Below are 25701 nucleotides of genomic sequence, written 5' to 3' on the forward strand. Positions count from 1 at the left end.
ATGAATCGGGGTGCGAGGGGTAGTTCCCCACGCACATCGGTTCTTGTTACGGCTGTGGTCCCGGACGGCGGTGGTGCCGCGCGAAGGTACGGGCACGGGGGTGGCCGGGCAGGAACGCGAGCCTTCCCAGCCCGAACCGCGTCAGGAGTTGGCCGTGCTGCATCCGATCGAGCCCAGCGCCACCGGCGCCGCCACCGCCGTCCGCCGGGTGACCGCGGCCGGCCCGGCGGCACAGCCGGCGGAGCCCCTTGATGACAATCCCTGGCACACCGGTGCGGCGTGCCGACGGGACGAGGCGGGCCTGTTCTTCGCCCCCTCCAAGGAGCCCACGGCCGCCCGGCTCGCCCGCGAGGAGCAGGCCAAGCAGGTCTGTGCCCGCTGCCCGGTCCTGCTGGAGTGCCGCGAGCACGCCTTGGCCCAGCCGGAGCCGTACGGCGTCTGGGGCGGGCTGACCGCGGCCGAGCGCCGGGTGGTGCTGGCCCGCCGGCGCCGCCGGGACGCGGAGCTGCGGGAGGCCCGCCGGGTGGGCGCGGGCCGGATAGCCGGTTGAGACGCGGGCGCGGCCCCGGGCACGGGTGCCCGGGGCCGCGGCGTTCGGCGGTGGACCGTCAGTTGGCGCGGTCGAAGTCGATCGCGCTGTAGGCCCGCAGCTTGGACAGCTTGTGCACGGAGTCGATCTGCCGGATCGTGCCGCTCTTGGAGCGCATCACCAGCGAGCTGGTGGTGGCGGTCTCCTGGCGGTAGTGGACGCCGCGCAGCAGCTCGCCGTCGGTGATGCCGGTGGCGACGAAGAAGACGTTCTCGCCGGAGACCAGGTCGTCGGTGGTGAGGACCCGGTCGAGGTCGTGCCCGGCGTCGAGGGCCTTCTGCCGCTCGGCCGCGTCCTTGGGCCACAGCCGGCCCTGGATGACGCCGCCCATGCACTTCATGGCGCAGGCCGCGATGATGCCCTCGGGCGTGCCGCCGATGCCCATCAGCAGGTCGACGCCGGTGCCTTCGCGGGCGGCCATGATGGCGCCGGCGACGTCGCCGTCGGAGATGAACTTGATCCGGGCGCCGGCCTCGCGGATCTCCTTGACCAGGCCGTCGTGGCGGGGGCGGTCCAGCACGACGACGGTGACGTCCTCGACGGCGCTGCCCTTGGCCTTGGCGACCCGGCGGACGTTGACGGCCACCGGGGCGGTGATGTCGACGAAGTCGGCCGCCTCCGGACCGCAGACCAGCTTGTCCATGTAGAAGACGGCGCTGGGGTCGAACATGGTGCCGCGGTCGGCCACCGCGAGGACGGCCACCGCGTTGCCCATGCCCTTGGCGGTGAGCGTGGTGCCGTCGACCGGGTCGACGGCGACGTCGCACTCGGCGCCGGTGCCGTCGCCGACCCGCTCGCCGTTGTAGAGCATCGGGGCTTCGTCCTTCTCCCCTTCGCCGATGACGACGACGCCGTTCATCGAGACGGTGGAGACGAGGGTGCGCATGGCCTTCACGGCCGCGCCGTCGGCGCCGTTCTTGTCGCCCCGGCCGACCCACCGGCCGGCCGCCATGGCGGCGGCCTCGGTGACGCGGACGAGTTCGAGGGCCAGGTTGCGGTCCGGGGCCTCCGGTGCGACCTCCAGCGAGCTGGGCAGGCTGTGCGGCCGGAGTTCATCAAAAGCATGCGTGGTCATCGTCGTTACCTCTCTGTACGCGACGGCCAGTGAGCGCCCGACTACTGCCTGGTCGGAACGCCGTGGTGAGGGTGGTGCGATCGTATCCGCAGGCCGGACGGGTGTCTGTGCCGCATCCTGCGCGATCGGCGGTTCTGCGGTGGTTCGCCCCGGTTCGCTCCGTCCGGGGGTACCCGGTGCACGGGGCGGTGGTGGGGATGGTCCACCATGGACGGGTGGCAGGCAGCAGCAGCATGAGAGGCCGGCAGACGGTACGGGACATGATCCTGTCGATGCTGGCGGTCGGGTTCGTGGGGTTCTTCGGGTACCTCTTCATCCCGCACTCGGGCGGTGACGGGGTGCACCAGGTCGACTACCGGGTCGCCCTCGCGTCGGCGAAGCGGGCCGCGCCGTACCCGGTGCTGGCGCCGCAGGGGCTCTCCGGCCACTGGCGGGCGACCTCGGTCCAGTACTCGAAGGACTCCCAGGGCAACGCGGTGTGGCACCTCGGGTTCGTGACGCCGTCGGGCAAGTACGCGGCGGTGGAGCAGTCCGACGGTTCGCAGAACACGGTGCTCGCCGCGGTGGTGCCGCACGGCGAGCCGGACGGCAGCGCGGCGGTGGCGGGCCAGGACTGGCAGCGCTACCAGGGCCGGCCCTACCGCGGGCTGAGCCGGCAGACCGGCAGTGCGACCACCGTGGTCACCGGCTCCGCCTCCTACGACGAGCTGGCGCAGCTGGCGGGCGCGCTGAAGTGAGCCCGCGCCGGTGAGGTGCGGACACGGCGAAGGGCCCCGGCGGTTGCCGGGGCCCTTCGCCGTTCCCCGCGGGCGGGGGTGCCGGTCAGACGGTGGTGACGACCTCGTCGTAGGCCAGGCGCGGCGAGCGGTCGAACCAGGCGGCGTCGCCCGGCTTGCCGATGTTCACCACGGCCAGCACCGAGTGCTCGCCGTCGGCGAAGAACTCCTTGTTCAGGCCGGTCGCGTCGAAGCCGGTCATCGGGCCCGCGGCCAGGCCGGCGGCGCGCACGCCGATGATGAAGTAGCCGGCCTGCAGGGCGCCGTTCAGCGCGGCGGAGGCCTCGCGGACGGGGCGCTCGGAGAAGAACACGTCCTTCGCCTGCGGGAAGTGCGGGAGCTGGGTCGGCAGCTCCTCGTGGAACTCGTTGTCCTGGGCGAGGATGGCGACCAGCGGGGCGGTGGCGGTCTTGGCGCGGTTGCCCTCGGCCATGTGCTTCAGCAGGCGCTCGCGGCCCTCGTCCGAGCGGACCAGGACGATGCGCAGCGGCTGCTGGTTGAACGCGGTCGGGGCGAACTTGACCAGGTCGTAGATGGCCTGGACCTGCTCGTCGCTGACCGGCTCGTCGGTGAAGGTGTTGGCCGTGCGGGCCTCGCGGAAGAGCAGGTCCTGGGCGGCGGCGTCGAGTGCCAGGGTCATGGGGAGATCCACCTCGTGCGGAAACGGGAGCGGTTGCCGGGCGGCCGTCGGGCCGTCCACCGGATCCAACGGTAGATGAAGATTAAACTATTCCCCAAGGGCGCGTGATGCACATCACGCCACGCCGTCCCGGGCGGTGCCGCGGGCGCCGTGCCGGTCAGCGTCCCGGCGGCTGCTCCTCGGCGGCGAGGGCCGCGTCCAGCCGCGCCCGGGCCCCGTCCAGCCAGCGCTGGCAGACCTTCGCCAGCTGCTCGCCGCGCTCCCACAGGGCCAGCGACTCCTCCAGCGAGGTGCCGCCGGTCTCCAGCTGCCGGACGACCTCCAGCAGGGCGTCCCTCGCCTGCTCGTACCCGAGGTCGTCGTGGGCCGCCGGGGTCGCCGCAGCCGCCCGGTCCGCCTGCTCCTGATCTGCCATGGCGCCAGCGTAGGCGGTGCGGCCGACAAATCGGGGTGCCGGGCGCCGACCCGGCCGATAGCCTCCCGCCCATGACGAGCGAGGCGACGGCGACGACAGGGACGGCCGGGGCGGGCGAGGCGGCCGGGGCGGCCGGGGCCGCGCGGACCACGGGGGCCGCGGGGCCGGCGGGGGCGCCCGGGGCGGTGGCGCGGCAGCCGCAGGGCGGCCCCGTCCGTCCGGCCGTGCCGGACGACGCGCCCGAACTCGTGCGGCTGCGCGGGCTGATGTTCGCCGCGATGCGATCGATGGTGGGCCGGGACACCGCCGGGCCCTGGCAGGCCGCGACCGAGGCCGTGCTGCGCGAGCGGCTGGGGGCCGCCGAGCGCACCCTGCAGGCCTTCGTGGTCGACGACCCGGACGAGCCCGGCCGGCTGGCCTCCTGTGCGGTCGGCACGCTGGAGCAGCGGCTGCCCGCCCCGGGTCACCCCGACGGGCGGTTCGGCTTCGTGTTCAACGTCTGCACCGATCCGGGGCAGCGGCGGCGCGGTCACGCCCGGGCCTGCACGACGGCGTTGCTCGACTGGTTCGACGGGTGCCGGGTGACCAGGATCGACCTGCACGCCAGCAGCGGCGGCGCCGGGCTCTACCGCAGTCTCGGGTTCGGCGAGCACGCGATCCCGCTCTCGCGTCAGCGGCTCATCGAGGACTGACGGGCCGTCGGCCCGGTCGCTCGGTGTCCCGCGGATGCGCGAGCGTGCGGCGCAGGTTGCTCCGGGCTCGGTAGGTGAGCGTCTTCAGCGCGCCGACCCGGATGCCGATCGCGGCGGCCACCTCGCGCGAGCTCAGGTCGTCGAGGTAGCGCAGCGTCAGGGCGGCCCGCTGGCGGTCGGTCAGGGTGGCCAGGGCGGCGCAGAGCCGCTGGGCCTCGACGGCGGAGAGGGCGAGGTCCTCGACGCAGATTCCGGCGTCGGAATCCGCGACCGCGGCCACGGTGGACTCGCTGCGGGTGGCCCGCCGTTTGTCGTGGTCGAACATGATGTTGCGGGCGATGGTGATTATCCAGGCGCCCATGTCCTTACCCGTCCAGCGGTAGCCGCCAATGCAGGCCATTGCCCGGACAAAGGTGTCCTGGGTGAGGTCCTCGGCCAGTGCCCGATTCCCCGTGCGGCGGGTCAGGAACGCCAGGACGGGTCCTCGATAACGGCGGTACAACTCGGCCCAGGCGTCAGGGTCGCCGGCCTTCGCGGCCTCGATCAGAAGTGGTGTCCCATCCATGCCGGACCTCCCGGTGAGCAGGTTCCGCAACGATACGAGCGGGCATGCATGCGTGCAAGCGATTCCGGGATTCCGGTGTCGGGGTAGTCGATCGGCCCTTTATTTCAGCGATGGTCGATCCCGCGTTCGCTTGCACTCATGCAAGCGCCTGGTCGGTGGGCATGACACGCGGTAATCTTGCGCGCCATGCAGCCGCCCGAGGGAACCGTCTTCGAGACCACTCCGGCCCAGCGCTTCGGCGCCGTCGTGCACGAGGCCGCGCAGCGCGCCGGATACGACCTCAGACCAGGTGCGGGCGGCCGGCTCGCGCTGGCCAGGGACACCGGGATGAGCGCCTCCGCGGTCGGGCGCATGCTGCGCGGCGAGACCCTCCCGCGCCCCTCGCAATTCGAGAGAATCGCGCAGGTCGTCCACCTCGGACTCCACGAGCTGCTGGTGCGCGGCGGGGTAATTTCCGAGGATTCCGCCAATGATCTTTCGCAGGGAGTACGCTCACCCATCACTCCCGAGGAAGCATTGGACGCCTGGGGCGTCACCCATCCCATGATCCGGAAATTCCTCCTCGCGACCATCGCGCAGGCTATCGGCCTGCAGCGGGAAAGCGAGCGCGGGCCTTTTCCGCCGGAATCCGGGCACGGGGAGGGCACCACGCACATGCAGAGGTGAGGCCAGCATGCGGAGAATCGCGCCTGCGGCGACCGACGCCGTCCGGGCAGCCGGTGCGGTCGGCGGTGTCGCGCTGATCGTCGCAGGCACCTATGACACGCGATGGGTCCCGGTGCTCGGCTGCCTCGCGGTGGTCGCGCTCGTCACCACGGAGATCGCGCTGGCGCGGATGCGCCGCTGGATGCGCGAGGCCGAGGACCGGACCAGTCGTCAGGCCGAGCTGGCCGCACGGCAGGCGGCGGCGCTGCCCGCCCCGCCCCCGGGGCCCCGCCGCTCGGCGCCGACGCGCTGATCCGCCTGCTGGAGGCCGTCCACCGCGAACTGCGGCACGCCCACGAGGCCGCCGACCGCGCCCAGGCCGAACTCGCCGACCTCAGTCGCGAGTGGAACGCCCTCGTCCAGGAGTCGATGAGCCGTCCCACCGACCCCTGCCCGCGGATCCGCGCCGACTGACCCGCCGCACCCGCGCCACCGCCGGGTGCGGGCAGCGCCGTTCAGGACGGACGGACCGTCACGCCGAAGTCGCCCCCGGCCACCCGCGCATGCAGCTCCGCGCCCGCGGCGACCTGCGCCGGATCCGTCACCACCGCCCCGTCCGCCCGCTGCAGCACCGCGTACCCGCGCTCCAGCGTGGCCAGCGGCGACAGTGCCACCACCCGGGCCAGCGCGTGCCCGAGGTCGGACTGGGCGTGGTCCAGCCGGTGGCCGACCACCCGCCGGGAACGCTCCAGCAGCGAACCCACCTCCGCGGCCCGGCCGTCCACCAGCTGGCGCCGCGGATCGGCCAGCACCGGGCGGCTGCACACCCCCGCCAGCCCCGCCAGCTCCCGCTCGACCCGGCCCACCATCGAGCGCCGGGCGCGGTCCCGCAGCTGGTGCACCCGGGCCAGCTCCTCGCCGACGTCCGGCACCACCCGCTTGGCGGCGTCGGTGGGCGTCGAGGCGCGCATGTCGGCGACGTAGTCCAGCAGCGGCTGGTCCGGCTCGTGCCCGATCGCGCTGACCACCGGCGTACGGGCCGCCGCCACCGTGCGCACCAGCTCCTCGGAGGAGAACGGCAGCAGGTCCTCGACGCTGCCGCCGCCGCGCGCCACGACGATGACGTCCACCTCCGGGTGCTCGTCCAGTTCGCGGACGGCCGCCGCGACCTGGCCCGCCGCGTTGGGCCCCTGCACCAGGACGTTGCGCACCTCGAAGCGGACGGCGGGCCAGCGCCGGCGCGCGTTCTCCAGCACGTCCCGCTCGGCCGCCGACCCACGGCCCGTCACCAGGCCCACGCAGTGCGGCAGGAACGGCAGCGGGCGCTTGCGCTCGGCGTCGAACAGCCCCTCCGCCCCCAGCCGCCGCTTCAGCTGCTCCAGCCGGGCGAGCAGTTCACCCAGGCCCACCATGCGGATCTCCGACGCCCGCAGCGACAGCGTGCCGCGCGCCGTGTACCACTCGGGCCTGGCGTGCAGCACGACCCGCGAGCCCTCCTGCACCACGTCCGCGACCTGCTCGAACACCGAACGGAAGCAGGTCACCGTCAGCGAGACGTCGCGCTCCGCGTCCCGCAGCGTCAGGAACACCATCCCGGCGCCGGGGCGCCGGTTCAGCTGGGCGATCTGCCCCTCCACCCAGATCTCGCCGAGCCGGTCGATCCACCCGCCGATCAGCGCGGACACCTTGCCGACCGGTACGGGAGCCTCGGGAGAGCTGCTGTTCGCCATGACTCAGAGGCTAGCGCCGCCCCCGACGGCCGAGCCCTGGAAGGCCAGCACCAGCAGTCCGGCCGCCAGCCAGCCCATGCCCACCAGCTGGGCGGTGGGCGAGGCCTCGACCAGGACGGCGACGATCACCGCGATCCCGACCAGCGGCACCACCAGGTGCCGCAGCCGGTGCGGCGAATGCCGCTGCAGGGTGTACCAGCCGATCACCGAGGCGTGCAGCAGGGCGAAGGCGGTCAGCGCGCCCACGTTCACCACGGAGGTCAGCCGGTCCAGGCCGTCGTCGCGGCTCGCCGCCCAGCCGGCCGCGGCCAGCGTGATCACCGCGGCCGTCAGCAGCGCCCGGCGGGGCACCGCGGTGCGCCCCTCGACGACGGCGAGCGCCCGCGGCAGCCGGCCCTCCCGGCCCATCGCGAACAGCAGCCGGCCCGCCGCCGCCTGCCCGGCCAGTGCCGCGAACGCCGCCCCGACCGCCTTGCTCGCCGCGACCAGCACGTGCAGCCAGTGCCCGACGCCGGTCTCCACGGTGTCGTAGAACGCCGACCCCTGCCCCGCCGGGTCCGCCGCCAGCTGCTGCGGGGTGTCCGGCTCCAGGACGGCCGCCAGGTACGTCTGCAGGACGAACAGCACACCGGCCAGCGCCAGGCACCACAGCACCGCGCGGGCCACCGCCGCGGACGCCCCGACCGCCTCCTCGACGAAGGTCGCGATCGCGTCGAAGCCGAGGTACGACAGCACGGCCACCGACACCGCGGAGATCACCGCGGTCGGCGAGAAGCCGCCGACCGCGGTGAACGGCGTCGCCCAGCCGCGCTGCGCCCCGTCCTGGGCGAGCACCACCGTCGCGGCGACCACGAACACCGCCAGCACCGCGATCTCCACCGCCAGCACGGCGAACCCGACCCTGGCCGCGAGCCGCACCCCGACCAGGTTCAGCACGGTGGTGACCAGGACGGCCAGCACCGTCCACGCCCACCGCGAGACGCCCGGCACCAGCGAGTGCAGCGCGATCCCGGAGAACAGGTACGCCACCGCGGGGATCAGCAGGTAGTCGAGCAGCACCATCCAGCCGGCCACGAATCCCGGCCCCTCGCCCAGCCCGGCCCGGGCGTACGCGAACACCGAGCCCGTCCGCGGCACGGCCCGCACCATCTCGGCGTAGCTGACGGCGGTCAGCCCCATCGCCGCGGTCGCCACCAGGTACACCGCGGCGACCGCGCCGTGGCTCTTGGCGTCCAGCACGCCGAACACGCCCACCGGCGCCATCGGCGCGATGAACAGCAGTCCGTAGACCATCAGGTCCCGCACCCGCAGGCTCCGCCGCAGGCCGCCGGACTCGCCGTCGTCGCTCACGCGTCCCATTGGAGCACCGGCCCGGGCCGGGCGCGGCCCGTCCGCGTCGGCGCGCCGCCGCGCCGCCCGTACGATGGAGCCATGTCCACCAGTGCTCAGCGCCGTGTCCTGCTCGCCGCCCCCGGGGCTACTGCGCGGGCGTCGACCGCGCCGTGATCGCCGTGGAGAAGGCCCTGGAGCAGTACGGGGCGCCGATCTACGTCCGTAAGCAGATCGTCCACAACAAGTACGTCGTGCAGACCCTGGAGAAGAAGGGCGCGATCTTCGTCGACGAGACGGAGGAGGTGCCCGAGGGCTCGATCGTGGTCTTCTCGGCCCACGGCGTCGCGCCGTCCGTGCACGACGAGGCCAAGGCGGGCAAGCTCGCCACGGTCGATGCCACCTGCCCCCTGGTCACCAAGGTGCACAAGGAGGCCGTCCGCTTCGCCGAGGAGGACTACGACATCCTGCTCGTCGGTCACGAGGGCCACGAGGAGGTCATCGGCACCATGGGCGAGGCCCCGGACCGCATCCACCTGGTGGACGGTGCCGAGGACGTCGCGAACGTGCAGGTCCGCGACGAGTCCAAGGTCGTCTGGCTGTCCCAGACCACCCTCTCGGTGGACGAGACCATGGCCACCGTCGGCGAGATCAAGAAGCGCTTCCCGCTGCTCGTGTCGCCGCCCAGCGACGACATCTGCTACGCCACCCAGAACCGCCAGGTGGCGGTCAAGCAGCTCGCCCCCGAGGCCGACCTGCTGATCGTCGTCGGCTCCCGCAACTCCTCCAACTCGGTGCGCCTGGTCGAGGTCGGCCTGGAGTACGGCGCCAAGGCCGCGTACCTGGTCGACTTCGCCGACGAGATCGACGAGGCCTGGCTGGAGGGCGTCACCACGGTCGGCCTCACCAGCGGCGCCTCGGTGCCGGAGGTGCTGGTGGACGGGGTGCTGGAGTTCCTCGCCGCCCGCGGCTACGCCGACGTCGAGACGGTCAAGACCGCCGAGGAGCACCTGATCTTCTCGCTGCCCAAGGAGCTCCGCCGCGACCTGCGCGCCGAGGCCGCCGGCAAGCTCTGACCCCGTCCTTCCCCGGAGCCCGGGCCCGCCACCTCGGCGGCCCGGGCTTCGGGCTGTCCGCCGACGGGTAGCAGAGCGGGCGTGGCGGGGCGGTTCCCCGTAGGTTTGTGCACAGGCTGTGGACAACGGAGGCGCGGCAATGACGACGGTTTTCGGCGTGGACATCGGTGGCTCGGGGATCAAGGGCGCACCCGTCGACCTGGCGCGCGGCGCACTCGCCGAGGAGCGGTTCAAGGTGCTCACCCCGCGGCCGGCCTCGCCGAACGCCGTGGTCGAGGCGGTCTGCGAGGTCGTCCGGCACTTCGGCCACCAGGGGTCGGTCGGCCTGACCTTCCCCGGCGTGGTGGTCGGCGGCCGCACCCGCACGGCCGCCAACGTCGACAAGGACTGGATCGGGCTGGACGCCGAGGGGCTGTTCCGCGAGGCGCTCGACCTGCCCGCCACCCTGGTCAACGACGCGGACGCGGCCGGCATCGCCGAGGTCGCCTACGGCGCGGGGCGCGGCCGCGGCGGGGTGGTGCTGGTGCTGACCTTCGGCACCGGCATCGGCAGCGCGCTGTTCGTGGACGGCACCCTGGTGCCCAACACCGAGCTCGGCCACCTCGAACTGCGCGGCAAGGACGCCGAGCGCCGGGCCTCCTCGGCGGCCAAGGAGCGCCATGAGCTGTCCTGGGCCCAGTGGGCCGAACGGGTCGACGAGTACCTGGACCTGGTGGAGATGCTGTTCTCCCCGCAGCTGGTCATCGTCGGCGGCGGGGTCAGCCGCAAGCACGAGAAGTTCCTGCCGCTGCTGAAGGAGCGCGAGGCCGAGATCGTCCCGGCCGAACTGCGCAACGACGCCGGCATCGTCGGCGCCGCGATGGCCGCGGCCAAGGCGGGCTGAGCGGACGCGCCCCGCCCGGCTCGCGCCCGCCCGGCTGTGTCAGCGGGCGCGCCTGAGCCGGCGCTGGGCGACGAAGCGGGCGGCGGTGATCACCACGGCCAGGCCGGTGCCGGAGAACAGCCAGCCGGCCCGGACGGCGAGCCCGCCGGCCAGTCCCACCACCTGCCCGGTCAGGCCGGGGGCGGCGACCGGGCCGAGCAGCAGCAGCGCCAGGGCGAATGCGATCGGACCGCTGATCGGGGCGGCCGGCAGGTCGTGCAGCCGGACCCGCACGGCGAGCTGGAAGCAGACCGCCAGGTAGCCGAGGCCGAACAGCACGCCGAGGCCGCCGAACACCAGCCGGTCGAGCCCGGCGGCCACCAGGGTGCCGGCCACCGCCGCGACCCCGGTGCCGACCGCGGTCAGCCGGGCCGGGGGCCCGTTCTCGTCCGGCCGCGGCCCGGCCAGGGCAGGCGCAGCCGGGGCCGCGGGGGCGGCCGTCGCCGGAGGCCGTCCGCAGCCGGGAGTCGGCGGGGGCGGCGGGGGCGGGGACGGCGGCCCGGTCGGTGCCGCGGGTCGGCGGCCGCCGCCGGGGCCCGGGCGGCTGGGTACGGATGCTCTGCTCCACGCCCCCAACGTACGGTAAGATCATCGCCACAGTGTGTAATGCGGCCCCGCGGGTCCTGTCGTGTCCCCGTTCACCCCGGCCCCGGACGGAGTAACGTGCGGGTGACCACGCAGGGGGAGGGGCGCGATGGACGGGTTCTCGTTCGAACGGCTGCACCATGTGCAGCTGGACATGCCGGTCGGCGCGGAGCCGGCCTGCCGGGCCTTCTGGGTCGGCGTCCTGGGGATGACCGAGCTGGCCAAGCCGCCGGTGCTGGCCGCCCGCGGCGGATGCTGGTTCCGCGCCGGCGCGGTGGAGGTCCACCTCGGTGCGGTGGCCGATTTCACGCCCTCGGTCAAGGGCCACCCCGGGATCCTGGTGCGGGATCTGGACGCCCTTGCCGCGCGCCTCACCGCCCACGGCCACCCGGTGACCTGGGACGGCGACCTCCCCGGCCACCGGCGCTTCCACAGCGCCGACGTGCTCGGCAACCGCCTGGAGTTCCTGGAGCCCGACCGGTCGGCCTGACGCGGCCCCGTAGACTGGGGGATCGGCCCGCTCGCCGTGCCGCTCCACGCCCTCCAAGCCCACGGGACATCGCTTCATGTCGCTCACGATCGGAATCGTCGGCCTGCCGAACGTCGGCAAGTCGACCCTGTTCAACGCCCTGACCAAGAACGACGTGCTGGCGGCCAACTACCCGTTCGCCACCATCGAGCCCAACGTGGGCGTCGTCGGCGTCCCGGACGTCCGGCTGACCAAGCTCGCCGAGATCTTCGGCTCGCAGCGGATCCTCCCGGCCACCGTCGACTTCGTGGACATCGCGGGCATCGTGCGCGGCGCCAGCGAGGGTGAGGGCCTGGGCAACAAGTTCCTCGCCAACATCCGCGAGTCGGACGCGATCTGCCAGGTCGTCCGGGCCTTCACCGACCCCGACGTGGTGCACGTCGACGGCAAGGTCTCGCCCAAGGACGACATCGAGACCATCCACACCGAGCTGATCCTCGCCGACCTGCAGAGCATCGAGAAGGCCCTGCCGCGCCTGCAGAAGGAGGCGCGCCTCAAGAAGGAGACCGCGGCGGTGCTGGCCGCCGCCGAGGCCGCCGTCGCGATCCTGGAGACCGGCAAGACCCTCTTCGAGGCGGGCTTCGACACCGCCCCGATCCGCGAGCTGCACCTGCTCACGGCCAAGCCCTTCCTCTACGTCTTCAACGTGGACGAGGACGAGCTGGCCGACGAGGACTTCAAGAACGCCCAGCGCGAGCTGGTCGCCCCCGCCGAGGCGATCTTCCTCAACGCCAAGATCGAGTCCGAGCTGATCGAGCTCGACGACGACGAGGCGCTGGAGCTCCTCCAGTCCATGGGCCAGGACGAGCCCGGCCTCGCCACCCTCGCCCGGGTCGGCTTCGAGACCCTCGGCCTGCAGACCTACCTGACGGCCGGCCCCAAGGAGTCCCGGGCCTGGACGATCAAGAAGGGCGCCACCGCCCCCGAGGCCGCCGGTGTCATCCACACCGACTTCCAGAAGGGCTTCATCAAGGCCGAGGTCATCTCCTTCGGCGACCTGGTGGAGACCGGCTCGATCGCCGAGGCCCGCAGCAAGGGCAAGGCCCGCATCGAGGGCAAGGAGTACGTCATGCAGGACGGCGACGTGGTGGAGTTCCGCTTCAACGTGTAGCGGGTGACTCAACACCACGTCGCTGATCTGGCAAACATTCAGTTCAGGAGGGGTCCGATTCTCTGGAGTCGGACCCCTCGGTGTTTCCCGTGCTGGGGTGACGCAGGGATGGCGCTGCCCCCTCGCCACTTGTCATCACCCTGACCTTCCTTAGTTGTGCTGGGGACGTGCGCCGTTGGTGAGCCGCCCGTGCTGACTAGGCGTGCATCCCGACTCATTCGCTGCCCGCAGGGCCCGGCCAGGGCGTTTGCGGTGCGGGACTTCGAGGCCGGTGTTGATGTAGGCCCCGTTGCCCAGCACGGTCATGTCCTCGCAAGCCGTGGCAGGGACGGAGTCCCGCCAGGCCTTCGCGCCCACCTTGGTGCCGGGCGCCGGCCGGGCCGCGGCGAGCACAAGGTTCGTGTCAGCATCGATGATGACCTGCATGTGTACCGAGAATCGATAGTTGCGCGAGGGCGCCCCGGCCTTCCAGTCGAGGACCGGAATCGGAGTGCCATCCTCGATCTTCAGCCGGTCGAACGCATGTTGATGGCCTTGGCGGATGAGGAAATGTCAGGTCCAGTCGATGTGGAGGTCATCGGCCATTGCCCACGCGAGCGCTGGATGCCCGGGCTAGGCTTGACGGGCGCGAGCACCAGAGCTGAATGAGCGTCACCGGGGAGAGGGATGAGCGGGGCGGGGCAGAAGCATGTGAAGACGACGCCACTGGAGCTGCATCAGATGCGGGCGGCGCTGACCCAGGCTTACCGAGGGATCATCGACGAGAGCGACCTGCAGCGAAACTCCGAGGCCGAGCGGGAGCGAGCCTTTCTGTCCCGGGCCGTGGCGGCCACGGCGATCCGGCGGGTGACGGGTTGGGAGCCTAAGACCTGCGCCGAGGCCGTGATCGACGGCAGCTACGACAACGGAATCGACGCGGTTGCCGTAGTGGACGGTACCCAGGTGTGGCTGGTTCAAGCCAAGTGGAGTGACAAGGGGACGGCTGGATTCCACACGGATGCGGCTCGGGGCTTCGTGGACGGACTGCGGTTGTTGGAGCAGCGGCAGTTCGATGCTTTCAACGACAAGCTCCAGCCGTTCGCTCCTCTTCTCGCTTCGGCCATGGGTGACACTAACCTCAAAATCAACCTGGTCATCGCGGTCGTCGGGAACGATCCGCTCAGCTCGCACACCCTGCACATCCTCGACCGCGCCGTCGAGGATCATCACGGGCACGGGCCGATGCTGCGTTACCAGCTCATGGGGACCGGGGAGCTGCTGCGGCAGCTGCGTGAGGACCGCACTCCAGATCCCGTGAACGTCAAGGTGAAGATGCCGAAGTGGATCCATCGTGACATCCCCTTCCCGGCGTACCAGGGCAGCGTGGCGGCCAGGGAGATTGCCAGATGGTACGAGGACCACGGCGCCCGACTCTTCTCGCAGAACATCCGCCAGTCGCTCGGGCTGACCCGCATCAATTCCGGCATCGAGAAGACCCTGACGGACGAGCCGGAGAACTTCTGGTACTTCAATAACGGCATCACGATCCTGTGCGACAGGATTGAGCCGTACTACCCGGACAGGCGCCACCCCGCCTATCCGGTGGAACTCCGGCTCACCCATGTCAGCGTGGTCAACGGGGCCCAGACCGTTACCTCCATCCACAAGGCGATGCAGGTGACGCCGGGTACCGTCGAGGATGCTGATGTGATGGTCCGCGTGATCTCCCTGGGCGACGAGCGCGCCGACTACGCATCGAAGATCACCGAGACCACGAACACCCAGAACGACGTCGCTCGTAGGGACTTCATCGCTCTGGACGAAACCCAGGCCCTGATCCGGGAGGACTTCGATCTCACCCTGGACAAGACGTATGTCTACAAACGCGGCGAGGCCGATCCTGTACCGGATTCCGGCTGCTCGGTGGTGCACGCGGCCATAGCCCTCGCATGCGCCCGCCGCACCCCTGAGCTGGCCGTACGGGCCAAGCGGGACACTGATCTGCTCTGGGAGCGGGGAGATGGAGGGGCATACCCGCGGCTCTTCGGTGAGGTTCCGAGCGCCTTCCGGGTCTGGCGATGCGTCCAGATCCAGCGAGAGGTTGGCAAGGCGCTCGACGCCCAACGCAAGCGCCTTCAGGGACGCGCCCAGGACACGGCTCAGCGCGGAGATCTGTTGATCACCCATCTGGTCTTTCAGCTGCTAGACCTGGCGGACATCGATGAGCCGGGCTACCCGCTGGATTCCGTGCTGGAGTCCATCCCGAAGTTGACCGAATCCGTGCTGTCATGGTTGATCTACCGGGTGGACGAAACCTACGGAACCACCTCGTTCCTTGGGAGCACCTTCACCAATGAGACACGCTGCCGGGAGCTGTCCCGGGTCGTGCCGCAGGACGTGCGGGGTGGGGCCGTGGCGCCGCAGCTGCCGGACAACTACCAGCCGCCCGCCCTGCAGAAGCGCCGTCGCCGCCGTCCTAACGTCGTTCCGACTCTTGTCAGTGCTGGGATCGTCCCGGACGGGACGCCGCTGGTCTACGTTCCGTACAACGCTCCGGAAGCAAGGGCGACGAAGGAGTGGCTCGAGGCGGACGAGCGCCGGGCGCAGGTCCGCTGGCAGAACGATCGGACAAAGCCGCTCATCTGGTCCTACGACGGTGCAGCCTACTCGGCCAGCGGACTCGTGACCCGTATCTGGGAGCTCGCAGGCTGGGAAGAGGCTCCCATTGCGGTGCAGGGACCTGCGCGCTGGGTGCTCGATGACAAGCGCAATCTGTGGCAGATGGCGAAGGAGTGGCTGGATGCTCAGGAGGAAGAGAGCTGACGCGATCCAGGGCCCGTCCGGTTGCGAGGCCCGGGAGGAGCCCTCGACGGCCTCGCTGGCGTGGCCAGCATTGGCCGGGGTGCGCGCCGGCCCGAGCTAGTGCTGCTCGCACCTGCTGCTGTTTTGTGTGGCGTTGGCGGGACTGCGAGCGCTCACTACCTTTTCGTGAATCCCGAGCTGGATAGGTGCTTGATTTTCTGACCTTCGCCACCTGTCGTCACCTCTCGTATCTCCGCCGTGCTGGACGTCTGTGCGGCACGCTGGCACGTAGTGGGGCTGTGCGCCTGCGCGGCGGGCTCAGCCCTCGTAGTGGTAGCGGCACTGGGCGATCAGGACCGAGTCGTCCGTGACCTTGTACACGAGGCGGTGCTCGTCGTTGATCCGGCGCGACCAGTACCCCTGGAATCCGTGCTTGAGCGGTTCCGGCTTGCCGATTCCCTCGTTGCCGTTGCGGGCGATGTCGGCGACGAGCGTGTTGATCCGCCTGAGGATCTTGCGATCCTGGACCTGCCACCACAGGTAGTCCTCCCAGGCCCGGGAGGCGAAGACGACCTTCACTCGGGGTCTGCCAGCTCTCGCGCCGTTCCGCCGCCGGTCTCCAACTCGTCGATCGAGGCCAGGAGCCGTCGGGCGTTCGCAGGGCTGCGCAGCAGGTAGGCCGTTTCCTTGAGCGACTGGTAGTCCTCGAGCGAGACGATGACCACGGGCTCGCGCCCGGCGCGGGTGATCACTATCTCCTCGCGGTCGTCCGTGACCGCATTGAGCACCTCGGCGTACCGCGCGCGGGACTCCGAATAGGTCATCGTCTTCATGATCGGACTCCTCGTGCTCGACGTACAGGAAATTGTACGTCCGAGGCGGGATGCCGACAAGCGCTCCTCCTTTCCGACCATCTCCCGCGCGCCGACCCCGAGACCCCGCCGCCTCGGCCTCCGGGGTGCCCTGGTGTTCCGTCAGGGGAGGGTGGGGGATCGTCCCCGATGGCGCGGCGGGGAGCGGACGGAAGACTCGGTGGTGGCCGGGGAGACCGGCCGACATGACGATCCGTCGGGAGTCCTGCCATGAACACCGTTGTCCGTCGTACCCGTTGGACCACGCTCGTCGCCGCCGGTGCGGTGCTGGCCGCGCTGACCGTCGGCACCGCCGCCCCGGCGCTGGCCGCCGCACCCGCCCCCGCCTCGGCGCGGTCCGCGACCGGCCTGCCCGCACTCGACCGGGACGCCGTCCGGCAGGCGCTCTCCGGACTGCCGAGCGCGGACGTGTCAGGGGCGCTGGTGCGGATCTCCGGCAGCGCGGGCCGCTTCGACGCGGTGGGCGGCACCGGCGACCCGGCGACCGGCCGGCCGCCGGCGGTCGACGGGCGGTTCCGGATCGGCTCCATCTCCAAGGTCTTCACGGCCACGGTCGTGCTCCAGCTGGCCGCCGAGCACCGCGTCGACCTGGACGCCCCCGTGCAGCGCTACCTGCCGGGCCTGCTCCCGGCGGACTTCCCGCCGATCCGGGTGGGCCAGCTGCTGAACCACACCAGCGGCCTGCCGAACGGCGCCGACGGCCCCTGGGGGGACGGCACGGCAGCCTGGTTCGTCGACCACCAGTTCGACAGCTGGACGCCCCGTCAGGTGGTCGCCACCATGGCCGGCGAGCCGATGTCCTTCGAGCCCGGCACCGCGCAGCAGTACAACGGGATGAACACCTTCGTGGCGGGCCTGCTGATCGAGAAGGTCACCGGCCGCAGTTACGCGCACGAGGTGCAGCGCCGGATCATCGGGCCGCTCGGCCTGCGCGACACCGCTGTCCCGGCGGTCGACGACCCGGCGCTGGCCAGGCCGGCGGCGCGGCCCTACCTGACGGTGCCGGCCGCGGACGGCACCACCCGGCAGGTCGACGTGACGGAGCAGGCCGCGTGGCCGTGGGCGGAGGGCGGGCTGATCTCCAGCGCCCCCGACCTGGACCGCTTCATCACCGCGCTGTTCCGCGGCCGGCTGCTGCCGCCCGCCCAGCAGGCGCAGCTGTTCACCGTCCCCGACGTGCCGAACTTCCACAGCAGCCACTGCGAGACCGGCCCGGGCGCCGGCCGGGCCTGCATGAGCATGGGCCTGGAGCGCACCGAGATCGCAGGGGTCGAGCTCTGGGGAAAGACGGGCTCGCGCCCGGGCTGGACGAGCGGCGTCTTCGCCACCCGCGACCTGGCCCGCACGGTCGTCTACTCGCTGAACCCGACCGGCCTGGACGGCGCCGAGGCCCCGTACATCATGCGTCTCGCCGGGGCGGTGTTCGCGGCCGGTCCGCAGGTCAGGGCTTGATGTTGTGGTTCACCCGGAACAGGTTGCCGGGATCGTAGGCGCGCTTGACCTCGACCAGTCGGGAGTAGCCGGCGCCGTAGTTGGCGGCGGCCCGCTCCTGGTCGTCGCCGGCCATGAAGTTGACGTAGCCCCCGGCGCTCTGGTGCGGCGCGAGCGCCTCGTAGTACCCGCGCACCCAGGCGGTGTTGGCCGCGTTGTCGGCCGGGTCCGGCCAGAGGCCCGCGATCACGGTGGCGAAGGTGGCCTCGCGGTTGCCGAACGCGGTGGCGTCGGTGGGGACGCGGTGGCAGGCGCCGTTGATCGGGTACACGTGGCAGGTGGAGTGCACGGTCGGCACCCGCGGGCCGTGCTCCAGGTGGACGGCGATCGCCGCGTCGCTGAGTTCGTCGGCGAAGGTGCCCTTCCAGTAGTTCTGGAGGCCGGGCGGCAGCAGCGCGTCGAAGGCGCCGTTCAGCACGGGGTACGGCATCGCGCCGACCATCTCGGCCACCGGCGTGGCCACCTCGCGCAGCGGACGGATCGCGGCCTCCGCCTCGTCCGGCGGGCCGGCCCAGCAGACCACGAGGATGGCCATGGTGTCACCGTGCCGGTCCTCGGGAATGAACGGCAGCGGCGGTGCGATCTGGAATCCGGGGAAGGCGCCGAGCTGTTCGGGGGCGTCGACGATGTACTCGCGGTAGCGCCGCAGGAGGGCCTCGGCGTGCTCCAGCTCGTAGAGGATCGGCCCGCCGAACACGGTGTCGACCGGGCTGAGGCGGAACTCGAACGAGGTCACCACACCGAAGTTGCCGCTGCCGCCGCGCAGCGCCCAGAAGAGGTCGGGCTCGTTCTCCTCACTGACGACGTGCAACTGCCCGTCGGCGGTGACCACATCGGCCGACAGCAGGTTGTCGCAGGTCAGGCCGAGGCCGCGGGCCAGGTAGCCGAAGCCGCCGCCGAGGGTGAGGCCGCCGACGCCGGTGGTGGAGATGATCCCGCCGGTGACGGCGAGCCCGAAGGCGTGGGTCGCGGCGTCGAGGTCGCCGAGGGTCGCGCCACCCTCGACCCGGGCCGTCCGCCGGACGGGGTCGACCCGGACGGAGCGCATCCCGGACAGGTCGGCGACCACGCCGTCGTCGCACGTCCCGTAGCCGGGGACGCTGTGCGAGCCGCCGCGGGTCGCCAGCGGGAGGTCGTTGTCCCGGGCGAAGCCGACGGCCGCGATCACGTCGCCGGCGTTGGCGCAGCGCACCACGACGGCGGGTTTGCGGTCGATCATCGCGTTGTAGACCCGGCGGGCCTCGTCGTAGTCCTCGTCGCCGGGCCTGACCACCGTGCCGCGGATCCGGCCTGCTAGTTCCTCAATCGTCTGCGTGCCCATGACAGCCGCTCCTGACCTTGACGGCCCCCTCGGCCGGCCCGGACCTGGAGCGGGTAGCCGACGGTCCCCGGTCGGCCTGGTTCCACGCTACGCCGGGTCGTGGCGCCCGGCTCAGCCGAGGGTGAGGCGCAGGCCGCCGTCGGGCTGCGCCTCGACCCGGACCTGCTCCAGGCTGTCGACGTGGTGGGTGGCCGGATGGGCGAGCGCCCGGGGGCCGACGCCGATCACCCGCATCCCGGCGGCGAGGGCGGCGGAGATGCCGGCCCCGGAGTCCTCGAAGGCCAGGCAGTCGGCGGGGAGGAAGCCGAGCTCGGCCGCGCCCTTGAGGAACCCCTCGGGGTCGGGCTTGCTGGCGCCGACCGACTCGGCGGTGACGAGGGTCTCGGGCAGCGGCAGGCCGGCGGCGCCCATCCGGACCCGGGCGAGTGCCTCGTCGGCGGAGGTGACCAGGGCGTGCGGCTGCCCGGAGAGGGCGGCCAGGAAGGCGGGTGCGCCGGGGACGGGCACGATGCCCAGGGTGTCGGCGGTCTCGTCGGCGAGCATCGCCCGGTTCTCCTGGAGGTTGACCTCCATCGGCCGGTCCGGCAGCAGCAGCGCCATCGAGAGGTGGCCCTGGCGGCCGTGCACCACGTGCATGACGTGGTCCCCGTCGAGTCCGTGCCGGGCCGCCCAGCGGCGCCAGCAGCGTTCGACGACGGCGTCCGAGTCCACCAGGGTGCCGTCCATGTCGAGCAGCAAGGCACGGGCGGTGACGGTGGCGGTGGGCATCCGGTCTCCTTGGCAGGGGGCGTTTGTCACACCAGGATACAAAACGGATGGGTCGGGCGGGGCCGGCTCAGCCCCTGTCGAGCAGGTGGGCGTTGACCGCCCTTGCCGCGTCGGCGAGTTCGGGCAGTTCGATCACCTCGACCCCGGCCGCGGTCAGCATCGCCGTCCCCTGGCAGGCCTGTACGAAGAGGTCGGGCTCGCGCCAGGCCACCACCACGCGGGGCACCCCGGCGGCGACGATCAGCTCGGCGCACGGGTGCGGCCGGGACGCCCGCTGCCCGCAGGGTTCCAGCGAGCTGTAGACGGTGGCCGTGCGCAGCCGCGGGTCACCGGCCGGCAGCTTGGCCAGCGCGGCCTCCTCGGCGTGGTTGTGGCCGTCCACCTCGCGGCTGTAGCCCTCGCTGAGCACCGTGCCGTCCGCGCCGACGATCACCGCTCCGACCGAGAACGCGGTCTCCGACGGCGGGCAGAGCCGCGACAGCTCGACGGCGCGGGCCAGCCAGTGCAGGTCACCGGTCACGGTGCGGACTCCTTGGGGGCGTAGCGGAGCAGGACGACATCGCCCACCGTACGCGCCGCCAGCAGCCGCATCCGCCGCCCCGGCCCGCCGGGGTACTGCGCCGGGCCGAGGAAGCGCGGCGCGTCCGCCTGCCCGACCAGCAGCGGCGCCACCGCGAGCTGGAGTTCGTCGGCCAGCCCCTCGGCCAGGAACTGGGTGTGCACGCTGCCGCCGCCCTCCACCATCAACCGCCCGACGCCGCGCGCCCCGAGGTCGTCCAGGACGGCGCCGAGCCCCACCGCCGGGCCGAGGCCGACCACGTCGGCCAGTCCGGCGAGGGCCGCGCCGAGCGCCGGGGCGGCGGCGTCGGTGGTGTACGCGACCTTGGCGCCGCCGGTGTGCCAGAAGTTGAGCGCGGGGGAGAGACCGCCGCTGTTGCTGAGGGTCACCTTCAGCGGGTACTCCGGGCGGCCGGCGGCGACCCGCGCGGCCCGCCGGTCGGGGGAGTTGACCAGCAGCCGGGGGTTGTCGCGGCGCAGCGTGTTGCCGCCGACGAGCAGGGCGTCGCAGCCGGCCCGGACGTCGTCGACCCGGTCGAAGTCGGCCGGGTTGGAGAGCAGCAGCCGCTCCGGCGAGGCGTCGTCGAGGAAGCCGTCGAGCGAGACGGCGGCGCTCAGCAGCACGTAGGGGCGGCGGGACACGGCGCATCCAATCTGTCGGCTGCCCACCACCGTACGGTTCCGAGCGGCACCGTTCGCCCGGGGGCCGGGCCGGGCGGCAGGGTCGCCACCGGGACGCCGGGGCGGCTGCCTGCCGCCCCGGCCCCGGCGGGGCTCAGGCCACCCGGGGCGGCAGCGGCAGCGGCAGTGCGGGCAGGCCGTCGATGCTCGTGCCCACGTGGTCCTTGCCCTCGCAGTACGCGCCGAACTCCTCGTCCGTCTTGCGGTCGAAGTACTGTGCGTGCAGCTCGCGTTCGGCGCGGTAGTCCATGAACGGGACGGCGAACCCGCAGGAGTCGCTGACCCGTTCGGCGCGGACGAGCACGATCGCGCGCAGCCCGGAGCCGTCCGCGGTCGGGTCGAAGTGCCCGATCAGGGCGGCGAAGCGCGGGTCGTCCCGGAAGACGGCCTCGCCGTGGCCGTGCACCCGGACGACGGTCGGCGGGCCGTCGAAGGCGCACCACATCAGGGTGATCCGGCCGTTCTCCCGCAGATGGGCGATGGTCTCGGCGTGGGAGCCGCCGAAGTCCAGGTAGGCGAGCGTCAGTTCGTCCAGTACGGCGAGCGTGCCGGCCCGGCCCTTGGGGGACAGGTTGACGTGGCCGTCCTGGTCGAGCGGGGCGGTGGCGGTGAAGAAGACCGGCTGCCTCTCGATGAACGAGCGCAGGCGTCCGTCTATGCGTTCGTACGTCTTTCCCATGCCGTCGATTGTCCTCGCACGGCCCTTCCCGCAGCCAGGGCATTCGGCAGACGTCTTGTCATATGAGACATGTTTTCTCGACAAGCGAGACGGTGATTAGGCTGCGGGCACCGAGAGGAGCCACGCATGACGAACCGTCGGATCACGTACACGCATGGACATCAGGATTCGGTGCTGCGCTCGCACCGCAGCCGCAGCGCCGCCGACTCCGCCGCCTACCTGCTCCCCGAACTGCGGCCCGGAATGAGGCTGTTGGATGTCGGTTGCGGGCCCGGCACGATCACTGTCGACCTCGCCGAGGCGGTCGGGCCCACCGGCCGGGTGGTCGCCCTGGACACCTCCGCCGAGGTGCTGGCCGAGGCCGCCCGGTACGCGGCCGGCCGCGGCCTGGACGCCATCGCGTTCGAGGTCGCCGACGTGCACCGACTGCCGTACGCGGACGGCTCGTTCGACGTCGTCCACGCCCATCAGGTGATCCAGCACCTGGCCGACCCGGTGGCCGCGCTGCGCGAGATGCGGCGGGTCACCGCGCCGGGCGGGCTGGTGGCCGTCCGCGACGCCGACTACGCGGCGATGACCTGGTACCCGGAGCTGCCCGAACTGGACGCCTGGCTGGCCCTCTACCGGCGGGTCGCCCGGGCCAACGGCGGCGAGCCGGACGCCGGTCGGCGGCTGGCCGCCTGGGCCCGTGCGGCCGGTTTCACCGACCTGGTGGCCGGGTCGGGCAGCTGGACCTTCGCCACCCCGGAGCGGCGGGAGTGGTGGGGCGGGCTCTGGGCGGAGCGCACCGAGAAGTCGTCGACCGCCGCCACGGCCCTGGCCGAGGGCCTCGCCACTCCCGCCGAGCTCGCCGCGATCGCGGACGGCTGGCGCCGCTGGGCGGCCGACCCGGACGGCTGGTTCGCCGTGCTGCACGGCGAGTTGCTGGCCCGACGCTGACCCCGGCGGCCCCCGGGCGACCCCCTGGGTGCCCGGCGGGCCCGGCTGCTCTTACCTGGCGTTAACGCCCTGCGTACCGGCCGGTAGCAGGAGCTCCGTACCGTCGGAGGCACCGCGGGCCCGGCCTGTCCCCCACCGGGCCGGGCCCGTTACGGTGACGCCATGGACTCCTTCCGGGTGATGCGCCAGGACGACAACGGCAACCGCTACCTCGTCGCGAAGGACCTGGACAGGGGCGCCGCCGACGCGCTGGCCGCCGACTTCGAGGCCCGCGGGCACAAACAGCTCTACTGGGTCGAGTCCGCCGCGGCCGACGGGCCCGTCCGGATGGTCGTCGGAGCCGCCCTCGTCCACCGGGGCCGGGTGCTGGCCGCCCGTCGCAGCGAGCCCGCCGACCTCGCCGGGGCCTGGGAGTTCCCCGGGGGCAAGGCCGAGCCGGGCGAGAGCGAGGAGCAGGCCCTGGAGCGCGAACTCGTCGAGGAGCTGGGCGTGCGGGCCCGCGCCCTGCACCCGCTCCCCGGCCGCTGGCCCGTCCGGCCCGGCCTGGAGCTGCGGATCTGGGCGGCCGAGCTGCTCTCCGGCGATCCCCGCCCCCTGCAGGGCCACTCCGAGCTGCGCTGGCTCGGCCCCGACGAGCTCGCCGACGTCGCCTGGCTGCCGCACGACCGCGAGGTCCTGCCGCACGTGGCGGCGCTGCTCTCGGGCGGCTGACCGGGCGCCACGGGCACCGCGGACGGCGACGGGCAGGCGGCGGGCCCACGGGCAGCCCAAGGCGCCGGGGGCGGGCCCCTCGGCCAAACGGGAAAGACGACCCAATTGCCGGGATACCCGGGCATTGGTCGGGGTATGTCACTGTTCGGCAGAGTCCGTCACGATCGGTGAGGCGCCAGGGGCGCCCCACCGCTCACCCGCATCCGGCGCCCGCCGCGGTGCACCGCCCACACCAGCCGGAGGCCCCGTCGGTGTCGAGCACGGGAAACGGCGGGGGCGAGCGGCGAGTCCGGCGCCTCCCCCGACGCGGATCGCAGCGTGCGGCCGCCGCCCCCGGGATGCCCGCCCGAGGGATCGGCGGCGCCGCCGCGAGAGCGCGGCTGCGCCGCGGCCCGGGCCCGGCCGCCGGGGCGGGCCGCCCGCAGGGCGGGCCCCGGCCGGGCGACGTGCCGCCCACCGCCTCCCCCGCAGCCGGCCGATCCTGCCGTTCCCCGGCGCCGGTACCGGTGCCCCGGCGGGCGGCACCCGGAGCGCCGAGCCCGTCCGGGGCAGCCTCTTCGACGTGGTGAAGGTCGCCATCGCGATCCTCGACACCTCCGGACGGGTGGTGCTCTGGAGCCCGGCCGCCGAGGAGATGCTCGGCTGGCCCAGCGAGGTGCTGGTCGGCCGCCGCATCGGGCAGCTGATCCCCGACCCCGAACTGGTCGGCCAGGCCGAACGGGCGATCCGGGAGACCCTGCGCCAGGGCAGCTGGCACGGCGTCACCCGGCTGAAGGACCGGGACGGCGTGAACGTCCCGATCGAGGTGCGGATCTCCCTGCTCGTCGACGGCGACGGCACCCCGTTCCTGCAGGTCACCCTCGCCGACGCCCGCACGGTCGCCGCGGTCGAGCGCGACCTCGCCGTCCGCGACGCGCTCTTCGAGCAGTCCCCGCTCGGGATCGCGATCCTCGACACCGACCTGCGCTACACCGCCGTCAACCGCACCCTCGCCGAGATGAACGGCGTGGCGCTGGAGGACCACGTCGGCCGCACCACGGGCGAGACCCTCCCCGAGCGGGCCGCCGACGAGATCACCGCGATCCAGCGCCAGGTGCTGGCCACCGGCGAACCGGTGATCGACGTGACGCTGGCCGCGCCGGTCACCGCCAGCTCCGGCTTCCGCTCGATCTCCTACAGCCGGATGACCGACCGGGCCGGCCGGGTGCTGGGGATCTCCGGCACCGTCATGGACGTCACCGAGCGCTACCGGGCGGTCTCCAAGGTCGAGCACGCCCGCCGCCGGCTCTCGCTGCTCAACGAGTTCGGCTCCCGGGTCGGCGACCTGCTCGACGCCTCCCGGATCGCCCAGGAGCTCGCCGGGGCGGTCGTCCCCCGGCTCGCCGACTACTCCGCGGTGATCCTCCTCCAGGCGGTCGCCCACGGCGACGACCTGCCGCGGCACGGCCACGACCGGCGCACCTCGCTGCTCCAGCTCGGCACCGCCTCCGTCCAGGACGGGCCGGAGGTGGAGGCGATGCTCCGCCGCGGCGCCCGGATCACCTTCAGCGAGGAGTCGGCCTTCGGCCGGGTGCTGCGCACCGGCATCCCGGAGCTGCTCAGCGGCAAGGACGAGCTGGCCGACCTCAGCTACCCGGGCGATCCCAAGGTGCAGGCCGCGCAGGACCTCGGGGTGCACTCCCGGCTGGTGGTGCCGCTGCGGGCCCGCGGGATCGTCATCGGCCTGCTGGTGGTCAGCCGCGCCGGCTACCGGGAGGGCTTCGACCGCGACGACCTCGCCTTCGCCGTCGAGCTGGCCGACCGGGCCGGCAGCTCCCTCGACAACGCCCGGCTCTACGCCCGCGAGCGCACCGCCGCCCTCACCCTCCAGCGGACCCTGCTGCCCCAGCAGGTCCCGCAGCCCCCGGGGTCGAGGTCGCCTACCGGTACGTGCCCGGCAGCAGCGGCACCGAGGTCGGCGGCGACTGGTTCGACGTGATCCCGCTGCCGGGGAGCGCACCGCCCTGGTGGTCGGCGACGTCATGGGGCACGGCCTGCGGGCCGCCGCCACGATGGGCCGGCTGCGGACGGCCGTCCGGGTGCTGGCCGCGCTCGACCTGCCGCCCGACATCCTGCTGCGGCACGTCCACGAACTGGCCGACGACCTCGCCCAGGGGCCGGACGAGGCGCTGCTGGCCACCTGCGTGTACGCCGTCTTCGATCCCGGGCGGCGCCGGCTCAC

General features: G+C 72.7%; 26 protein-coding genes and 3 pseudogenes. 15 read left to right on the forward strand and 14 right to left on the reverse strand.

Annotated features, from left to right (window positions below; all coding sequences use genetic code 11):
- The first annotated feature begins 154 nt into the window (after nucleotides 1-154).
- Nucleotides 155-550: a WhiB family transcriptional regulator gene (locus tag ABEB13_RS24650; protein ID WP_100888722.1), complete on the forward strand. Its 396-nt coding sequence runs from the start codon at nucleotides 155-157 to the stop codon at nucleotides 548-550.
- 58 nt (nucleotides 551-608) lie between these two features.
- Here ABEB13_RS24650 and glpX read toward each other — a convergent pair whose 3' ends face one another.
- Nucleotides 609-1664 (reverse strand): class II fructose-bisphosphatase, encoded by a 1056-nt coding sequence (glpX, locus tag ABEB13_RS24655; RefSeq protein ID WP_100888721.1) that lies wholly within the window; start codon nucleotides 1662-1664, stop codon nucleotides 609-611.
- A 233-nt stretch (nucleotides 1665-1897) separates the two neighbouring features.
- Between glpX and ABEB13_RS24660 the strand changes: the two genes are divergently transcribed.
- Nucleotides 1898-2401 (forward strand): DUF4245 domain-containing protein, encoded by a 504-nt coding sequence (locus ABEB13_RS24660; RefSeq protein WP_345709810.1) that lies wholly within the window; start codon nucleotides 1898-1900, stop codon nucleotides 2399-2401.
- An 85-nt stretch (nucleotides 2402-2486) separates the two neighbouring features.
- Here the strand turns inward: ABEB13_RS24660 and ABEB13_RS24665 are convergent, their stop codons facing one another.
- Both ABEB13_RS24665 and ABEB13_RS24670 read right to left on the reverse strand, forming a co-directional pair.
- Nucleotides 2487-3080 carry a malonic semialdehyde reductase gene (locus ABEB13_RS24665; RefSeq protein ID WP_345707237.1) on the reverse strand — a complete coding sequence of 198 codons (594 nt, stop codon included), beginning with the start codon at nucleotides 3078-3080 and terminating at the stop codon, nucleotides 2487-2489.
- A 157-nt stretch (nucleotides 3081-3237) separates the two neighbouring features.
- Nucleotides 3238-3495: an exodeoxyribonuclease VII small subunit gene (locus ABEB13_RS24670; protein ID WP_345707238.1), complete on the reverse strand. Its 258-nt coding sequence runs from the start codon at nucleotides 3493-3495 to the stop codon at nucleotides 3238-3240.
- Nucleotides 3496-3566: 71 nt separating this feature from the next.
- Here ABEB13_RS24670 and ABEB13_RS24675 point away from each other — a divergent pair, with 71 nt between their 5' ends.
- Entirely contained in the window at nucleotides 3567-4187 is a 621-nt protein-coding gene (locus tag ABEB13_RS24675) for a GNAT family N-acetyltransferase (RefSeq protein ID WP_345707239.1), read from the forward strand.
- On the opposite strand, the gene ABEB13_RS24680 is transcribed toward ABEB13_RS24675, so the two are convergent.
- Entirely contained in the window at nucleotides 4174-4752 is a 579-nt protein-coding gene (locus ABEB13_RS24680; RefSeq protein ID WP_100888718.1) for an RNA polymerase sigma factor, read from the reverse strand. The two genes, ABEB13_RS24675 and ABEB13_RS24680, sit on opposite strands and share 14 nt — an antisense overlap.
- Before the next feature lie 186 nt (nucleotides 4753-4938).
- On the opposite strand from ABEB13_RS24680, the gene ABEB13_RS24685 reads away from it, so the two are divergent.
- The gene (locus ABEB13_RS24685) at nucleotides 4939-5418 is read left to right on the forward strand and encodes a helix-turn-helix domain-containing protein (protein ID WP_198524026.1); all 480 of its coding nucleotides are present in this window, start codon (nucleotides 4939-4941) and stop codon (nucleotides 5416-5418) included.
- 7 nt (nucleotides 5419-5425) lie between these two features.
- On the forward strand, nucleotides 5426-5710 hold the full coding sequence (locus ABEB13_RS24690) for a hypothetical protein (protein ID WP_345707240.1): 285 nt from the start codon (nucleotides 5426-5428) through the stop codon (nucleotides 5708-5710).
- 202 nt (nucleotides 5711-5912) lie between these two features.
- On the opposite strand, the gene xseA is transcribed toward ABEB13_RS24690, so the two are convergent.
- Together xseA and ABEB13_RS24700 are read right to left on the reverse strand one after the other, a co-directional pair.
- Nucleotides 5913-7127: an exodeoxyribonuclease VII large subunit gene (xseA, locus tag ABEB13_RS24695; RefSeq protein WP_345707241.1), complete on the reverse strand. Its 1215-nt coding sequence runs from the start codon at nucleotides 7125-7127 to the stop codon at nucleotides 5913-5915.
- A 3-nt stretch (nucleotides 7128-7130) separates the two neighbouring features.
- The gene (locus tag ABEB13_RS24700) at nucleotides 7131-8486 is read right to left on the reverse strand and encodes an APC family permease (RefSeq protein ID WP_425559907.1); all 1356 of its coding nucleotides are present in this window, start codon (nucleotides 8484-8486) and stop codon (nucleotides 7131-7133) included.
- 72 nt (nucleotides 8487-8558) lie between these two features.
- Between ABEB13_RS24700 and ABEB13_RS24705 the strand changes: the two are divergent.
- Both ABEB13_RS24705 and ppgK read left to right on the forward strand, forming a co-directional pair.
- Nucleotides 8559-9532, forward strand: a pseudogene (locus ABEB13_RS24705) (4-hydroxy-3-methylbut-2-enyl diphosphate reductase).
- Between the two features lie 139 nt (nucleotides 9533-9671).
- A complete protein-coding gene (gene ppgK / locus ABEB13_RS24710) occupies nucleotides 9672-10415 on the forward strand; it encodes a polyphosphate--glucose phosphotransferase (RefSeq protein WP_100888713.1) in 744 nt (247 codons plus the stop codon).
- Nucleotides 10416-10454: 39 nt separating this feature from the next.
- Here ppgK and ABEB13_RS24715 read toward each other — a convergent pair whose 3' ends face one another.
- Nucleotides 10455-11030 carry a DUF6542 domain-containing protein gene (locus ABEB13_RS24715; RefSeq protein ID WP_345707242.1) on the reverse strand — a complete coding sequence of 192 codons (576 nt, stop codon included), beginning with the start codon at nucleotides 11028-11030 and terminating at the stop codon, nucleotides 10455-10457.
- A gap of 118 nt (nucleotides 11031-11148) precedes the next feature.
- Between ABEB13_RS24715 and ABEB13_RS24720 the strand changes: the two genes are divergently transcribed.
- Together ABEB13_RS24720 and ychF are read left to right on the forward strand one after the other, a co-directional pair.
- On the forward strand, nucleotides 11149-11529 hold the full coding sequence (locus ABEB13_RS24720) for a VOC family protein (RefSeq protein WP_345707243.1): 381 nt from the start codon (nucleotides 11149-11151) through the stop codon (nucleotides 11527-11529).
- Between the two features lie 76 nt (nucleotides 11530-11605).
- Nucleotides 11606-12679, forward strand: coding sequence for a redox-regulated ATPase YchF (gene ychF, locus ABEB13_RS24725; RefSeq protein WP_345707244.1), 1074 nt, complete (start codon nucleotides 11606-11608; stop codon nucleotides 12677-12679).
- 150 nt (nucleotides 12680-12829) lie between these two features.
- Here the strand turns inward: ychF and ABEB13_RS24730 are convergent, their stop codons facing one another.
- Nucleotides 12830-13105, reverse strand: a complete 276-nt coding sequence (locus ABEB13_RS24730; protein WP_380230995.1) for a hypothetical protein — start codon at nucleotides 13103-13105, stop codon at nucleotides 12830-12832.
- 240 nt (nucleotides 13106-13345) lie between these two features.
- Between ABEB13_RS24730 and ABEB13_RS24735 the strand changes: the two genes are divergently transcribed.
- Nucleotides 13346-15481, forward strand: coding sequence for an AIPR family protein (locus tag ABEB13_RS24735; protein WP_345707245.1), 2136 nt, complete (start codon nucleotides 13346-13348; stop codon nucleotides 15479-15481).
- Between the two features lie 297 nt (nucleotides 15482-15778).
- On the opposite strand, the gene ABEB13_RS24740 is transcribed toward ABEB13_RS24735, so the two are convergent.
- Nucleotides 15779-16039 carry a Txe/YoeB family addiction module toxin gene (locus ABEB13_RS24740; protein WP_345707246.1) on the reverse strand — a complete coding sequence of 87 codons (261 nt, stop codon included), beginning with the start codon at nucleotides 16037-16039 and terminating at the stop codon, nucleotides 15779-15781.
- Nucleotides 16036-16293, reverse strand: a complete 258-nt coding sequence (locus ABEB13_RS24745; RefSeq protein ID WP_345707247.1) for a type II toxin-antitoxin system Phd/YefM family antitoxin — start codon at nucleotides 16291-16293, stop codon at nucleotides 16036-16038. Before ABEB13_RS24745 ends, ABEB13_RS24740 begins: the two co-directional genes overlap by 4 nt.
- 249 nt (nucleotides 16294-16542) lie before the next feature.
- On the opposite strand from ABEB13_RS24745, the gene ABEB13_RS24750 reads away from it, so the two are divergent.
- A complete protein-coding gene (locus ABEB13_RS24750; RefSeq protein ID WP_345707248.1) occupies nucleotides 16543-17784 on the forward strand; it encodes a serine hydrolase domain-containing protein in 1242 nt (413 codons plus the stop codon).
- On the opposite strand, the gene ABEB13_RS24755 is transcribed toward ABEB13_RS24750, so the two are convergent.
- The 4 genes and pseudogenes from ABEB13_RS24755 to ABEB13_RS24770 form a co-directional block, all read right to left on the reverse strand.
- Nucleotides 17774-19144, reverse strand: coding sequence for an FAD-binding oxidoreductase (locus tag ABEB13_RS24755; protein ID WP_345707249.1), 1371 nt, complete (start codon nucleotides 19142-19144; stop codon nucleotides 17774-17776). The two genes, ABEB13_RS24750 and ABEB13_RS24755, sit on opposite strands and share 11 nt — an antisense overlap.
- A gap of 111 nt (nucleotides 19145-19255) precedes the next feature.
- On the reverse strand, nucleotides 19256-19912 hold the full coding sequence (locus ABEB13_RS24760; protein ID WP_345707250.1) for an HAD-IA family hydrolase: 657 nt from the start codon (nucleotides 19910-19912) through the stop codon (nucleotides 19256-19258).
- A 67-nt stretch (nucleotides 19913-19979) separates the two neighbouring features.
- Nucleotides 19980-21112, reverse strand: a pseudogene (locus tag ABEB13_RS24765) (dihydrofolate reductase family protein).
- Between the two features lie 133 nt (nucleotides 21113-21245).
- Nucleotides 21246-21830 carry a pyridoxamine 5'-phosphate oxidase family protein gene (locus ABEB13_RS24770; protein WP_345707251.1) on the reverse strand — a complete coding sequence of 195 codons (585 nt, stop codon included), beginning with the start codon at nucleotides 21828-21830 and terminating at the stop codon, nucleotides 21246-21248.
- A 126-nt stretch (nucleotides 21831-21956) separates the two neighbouring features.
- Here ABEB13_RS24770 and ABEB13_RS24775 point away from each other — a divergent pair, with 126 nt between their 5' ends.
- The 4 genes and pseudogenes from ABEB13_RS24775 to ABEB13_RS24790 all read left to right on the forward strand — a co-directional run.
- The gene (locus ABEB13_RS24775) at nucleotides 21957-22769 is read left to right on the forward strand and encodes a class I SAM-dependent methyltransferase (protein ID WP_345707252.1); all 813 of its coding nucleotides are present in this window, start codon (nucleotides 21957-21959) and stop codon (nucleotides 22767-22769) included.
- Between the two features lie 162 nt (nucleotides 22770-22931).
- Nucleotides 22932-23480, forward strand: a complete 549-nt coding sequence (locus ABEB13_RS24780; RefSeq protein WP_345707253.1) for a (deoxy)nucleoside triphosphate pyrophosphohydrolase — start codon at nucleotides 22932-22934, stop codon at nucleotides 23478-23480.
- Nucleotides 23481-24042: 562 nt separating this feature from the next.
- Nucleotides 24043-25458, forward strand: coding sequence for a PAS domain-containing protein (locus ABEB13_RS24785; RefSeq protein WP_345707254.1), 1416 nt, complete (start codon nucleotides 24043-24045; stop codon nucleotides 25456-25458).
- Nucleotides 25459-25501: 43 nt separating this feature from the next.
- Nucleotides 25502-25696, forward strand: a pseudogene (locus tag ABEB13_RS24790) (SpoIIE family protein phosphatase); the annotation flags it as partial.
- Nucleotides 25697-25701: the final 5 nt, after the last annotated feature.

Origin of the sequence: Kitasatospora paranensis (assembly GCF_039544005.1) — a bacterium.
GTDB lineage: Bacteria > Actinomycetota > Actinomycetes > Streptomycetales > Streptomycetaceae > Kitasatospora > Kitasatospora paranensis.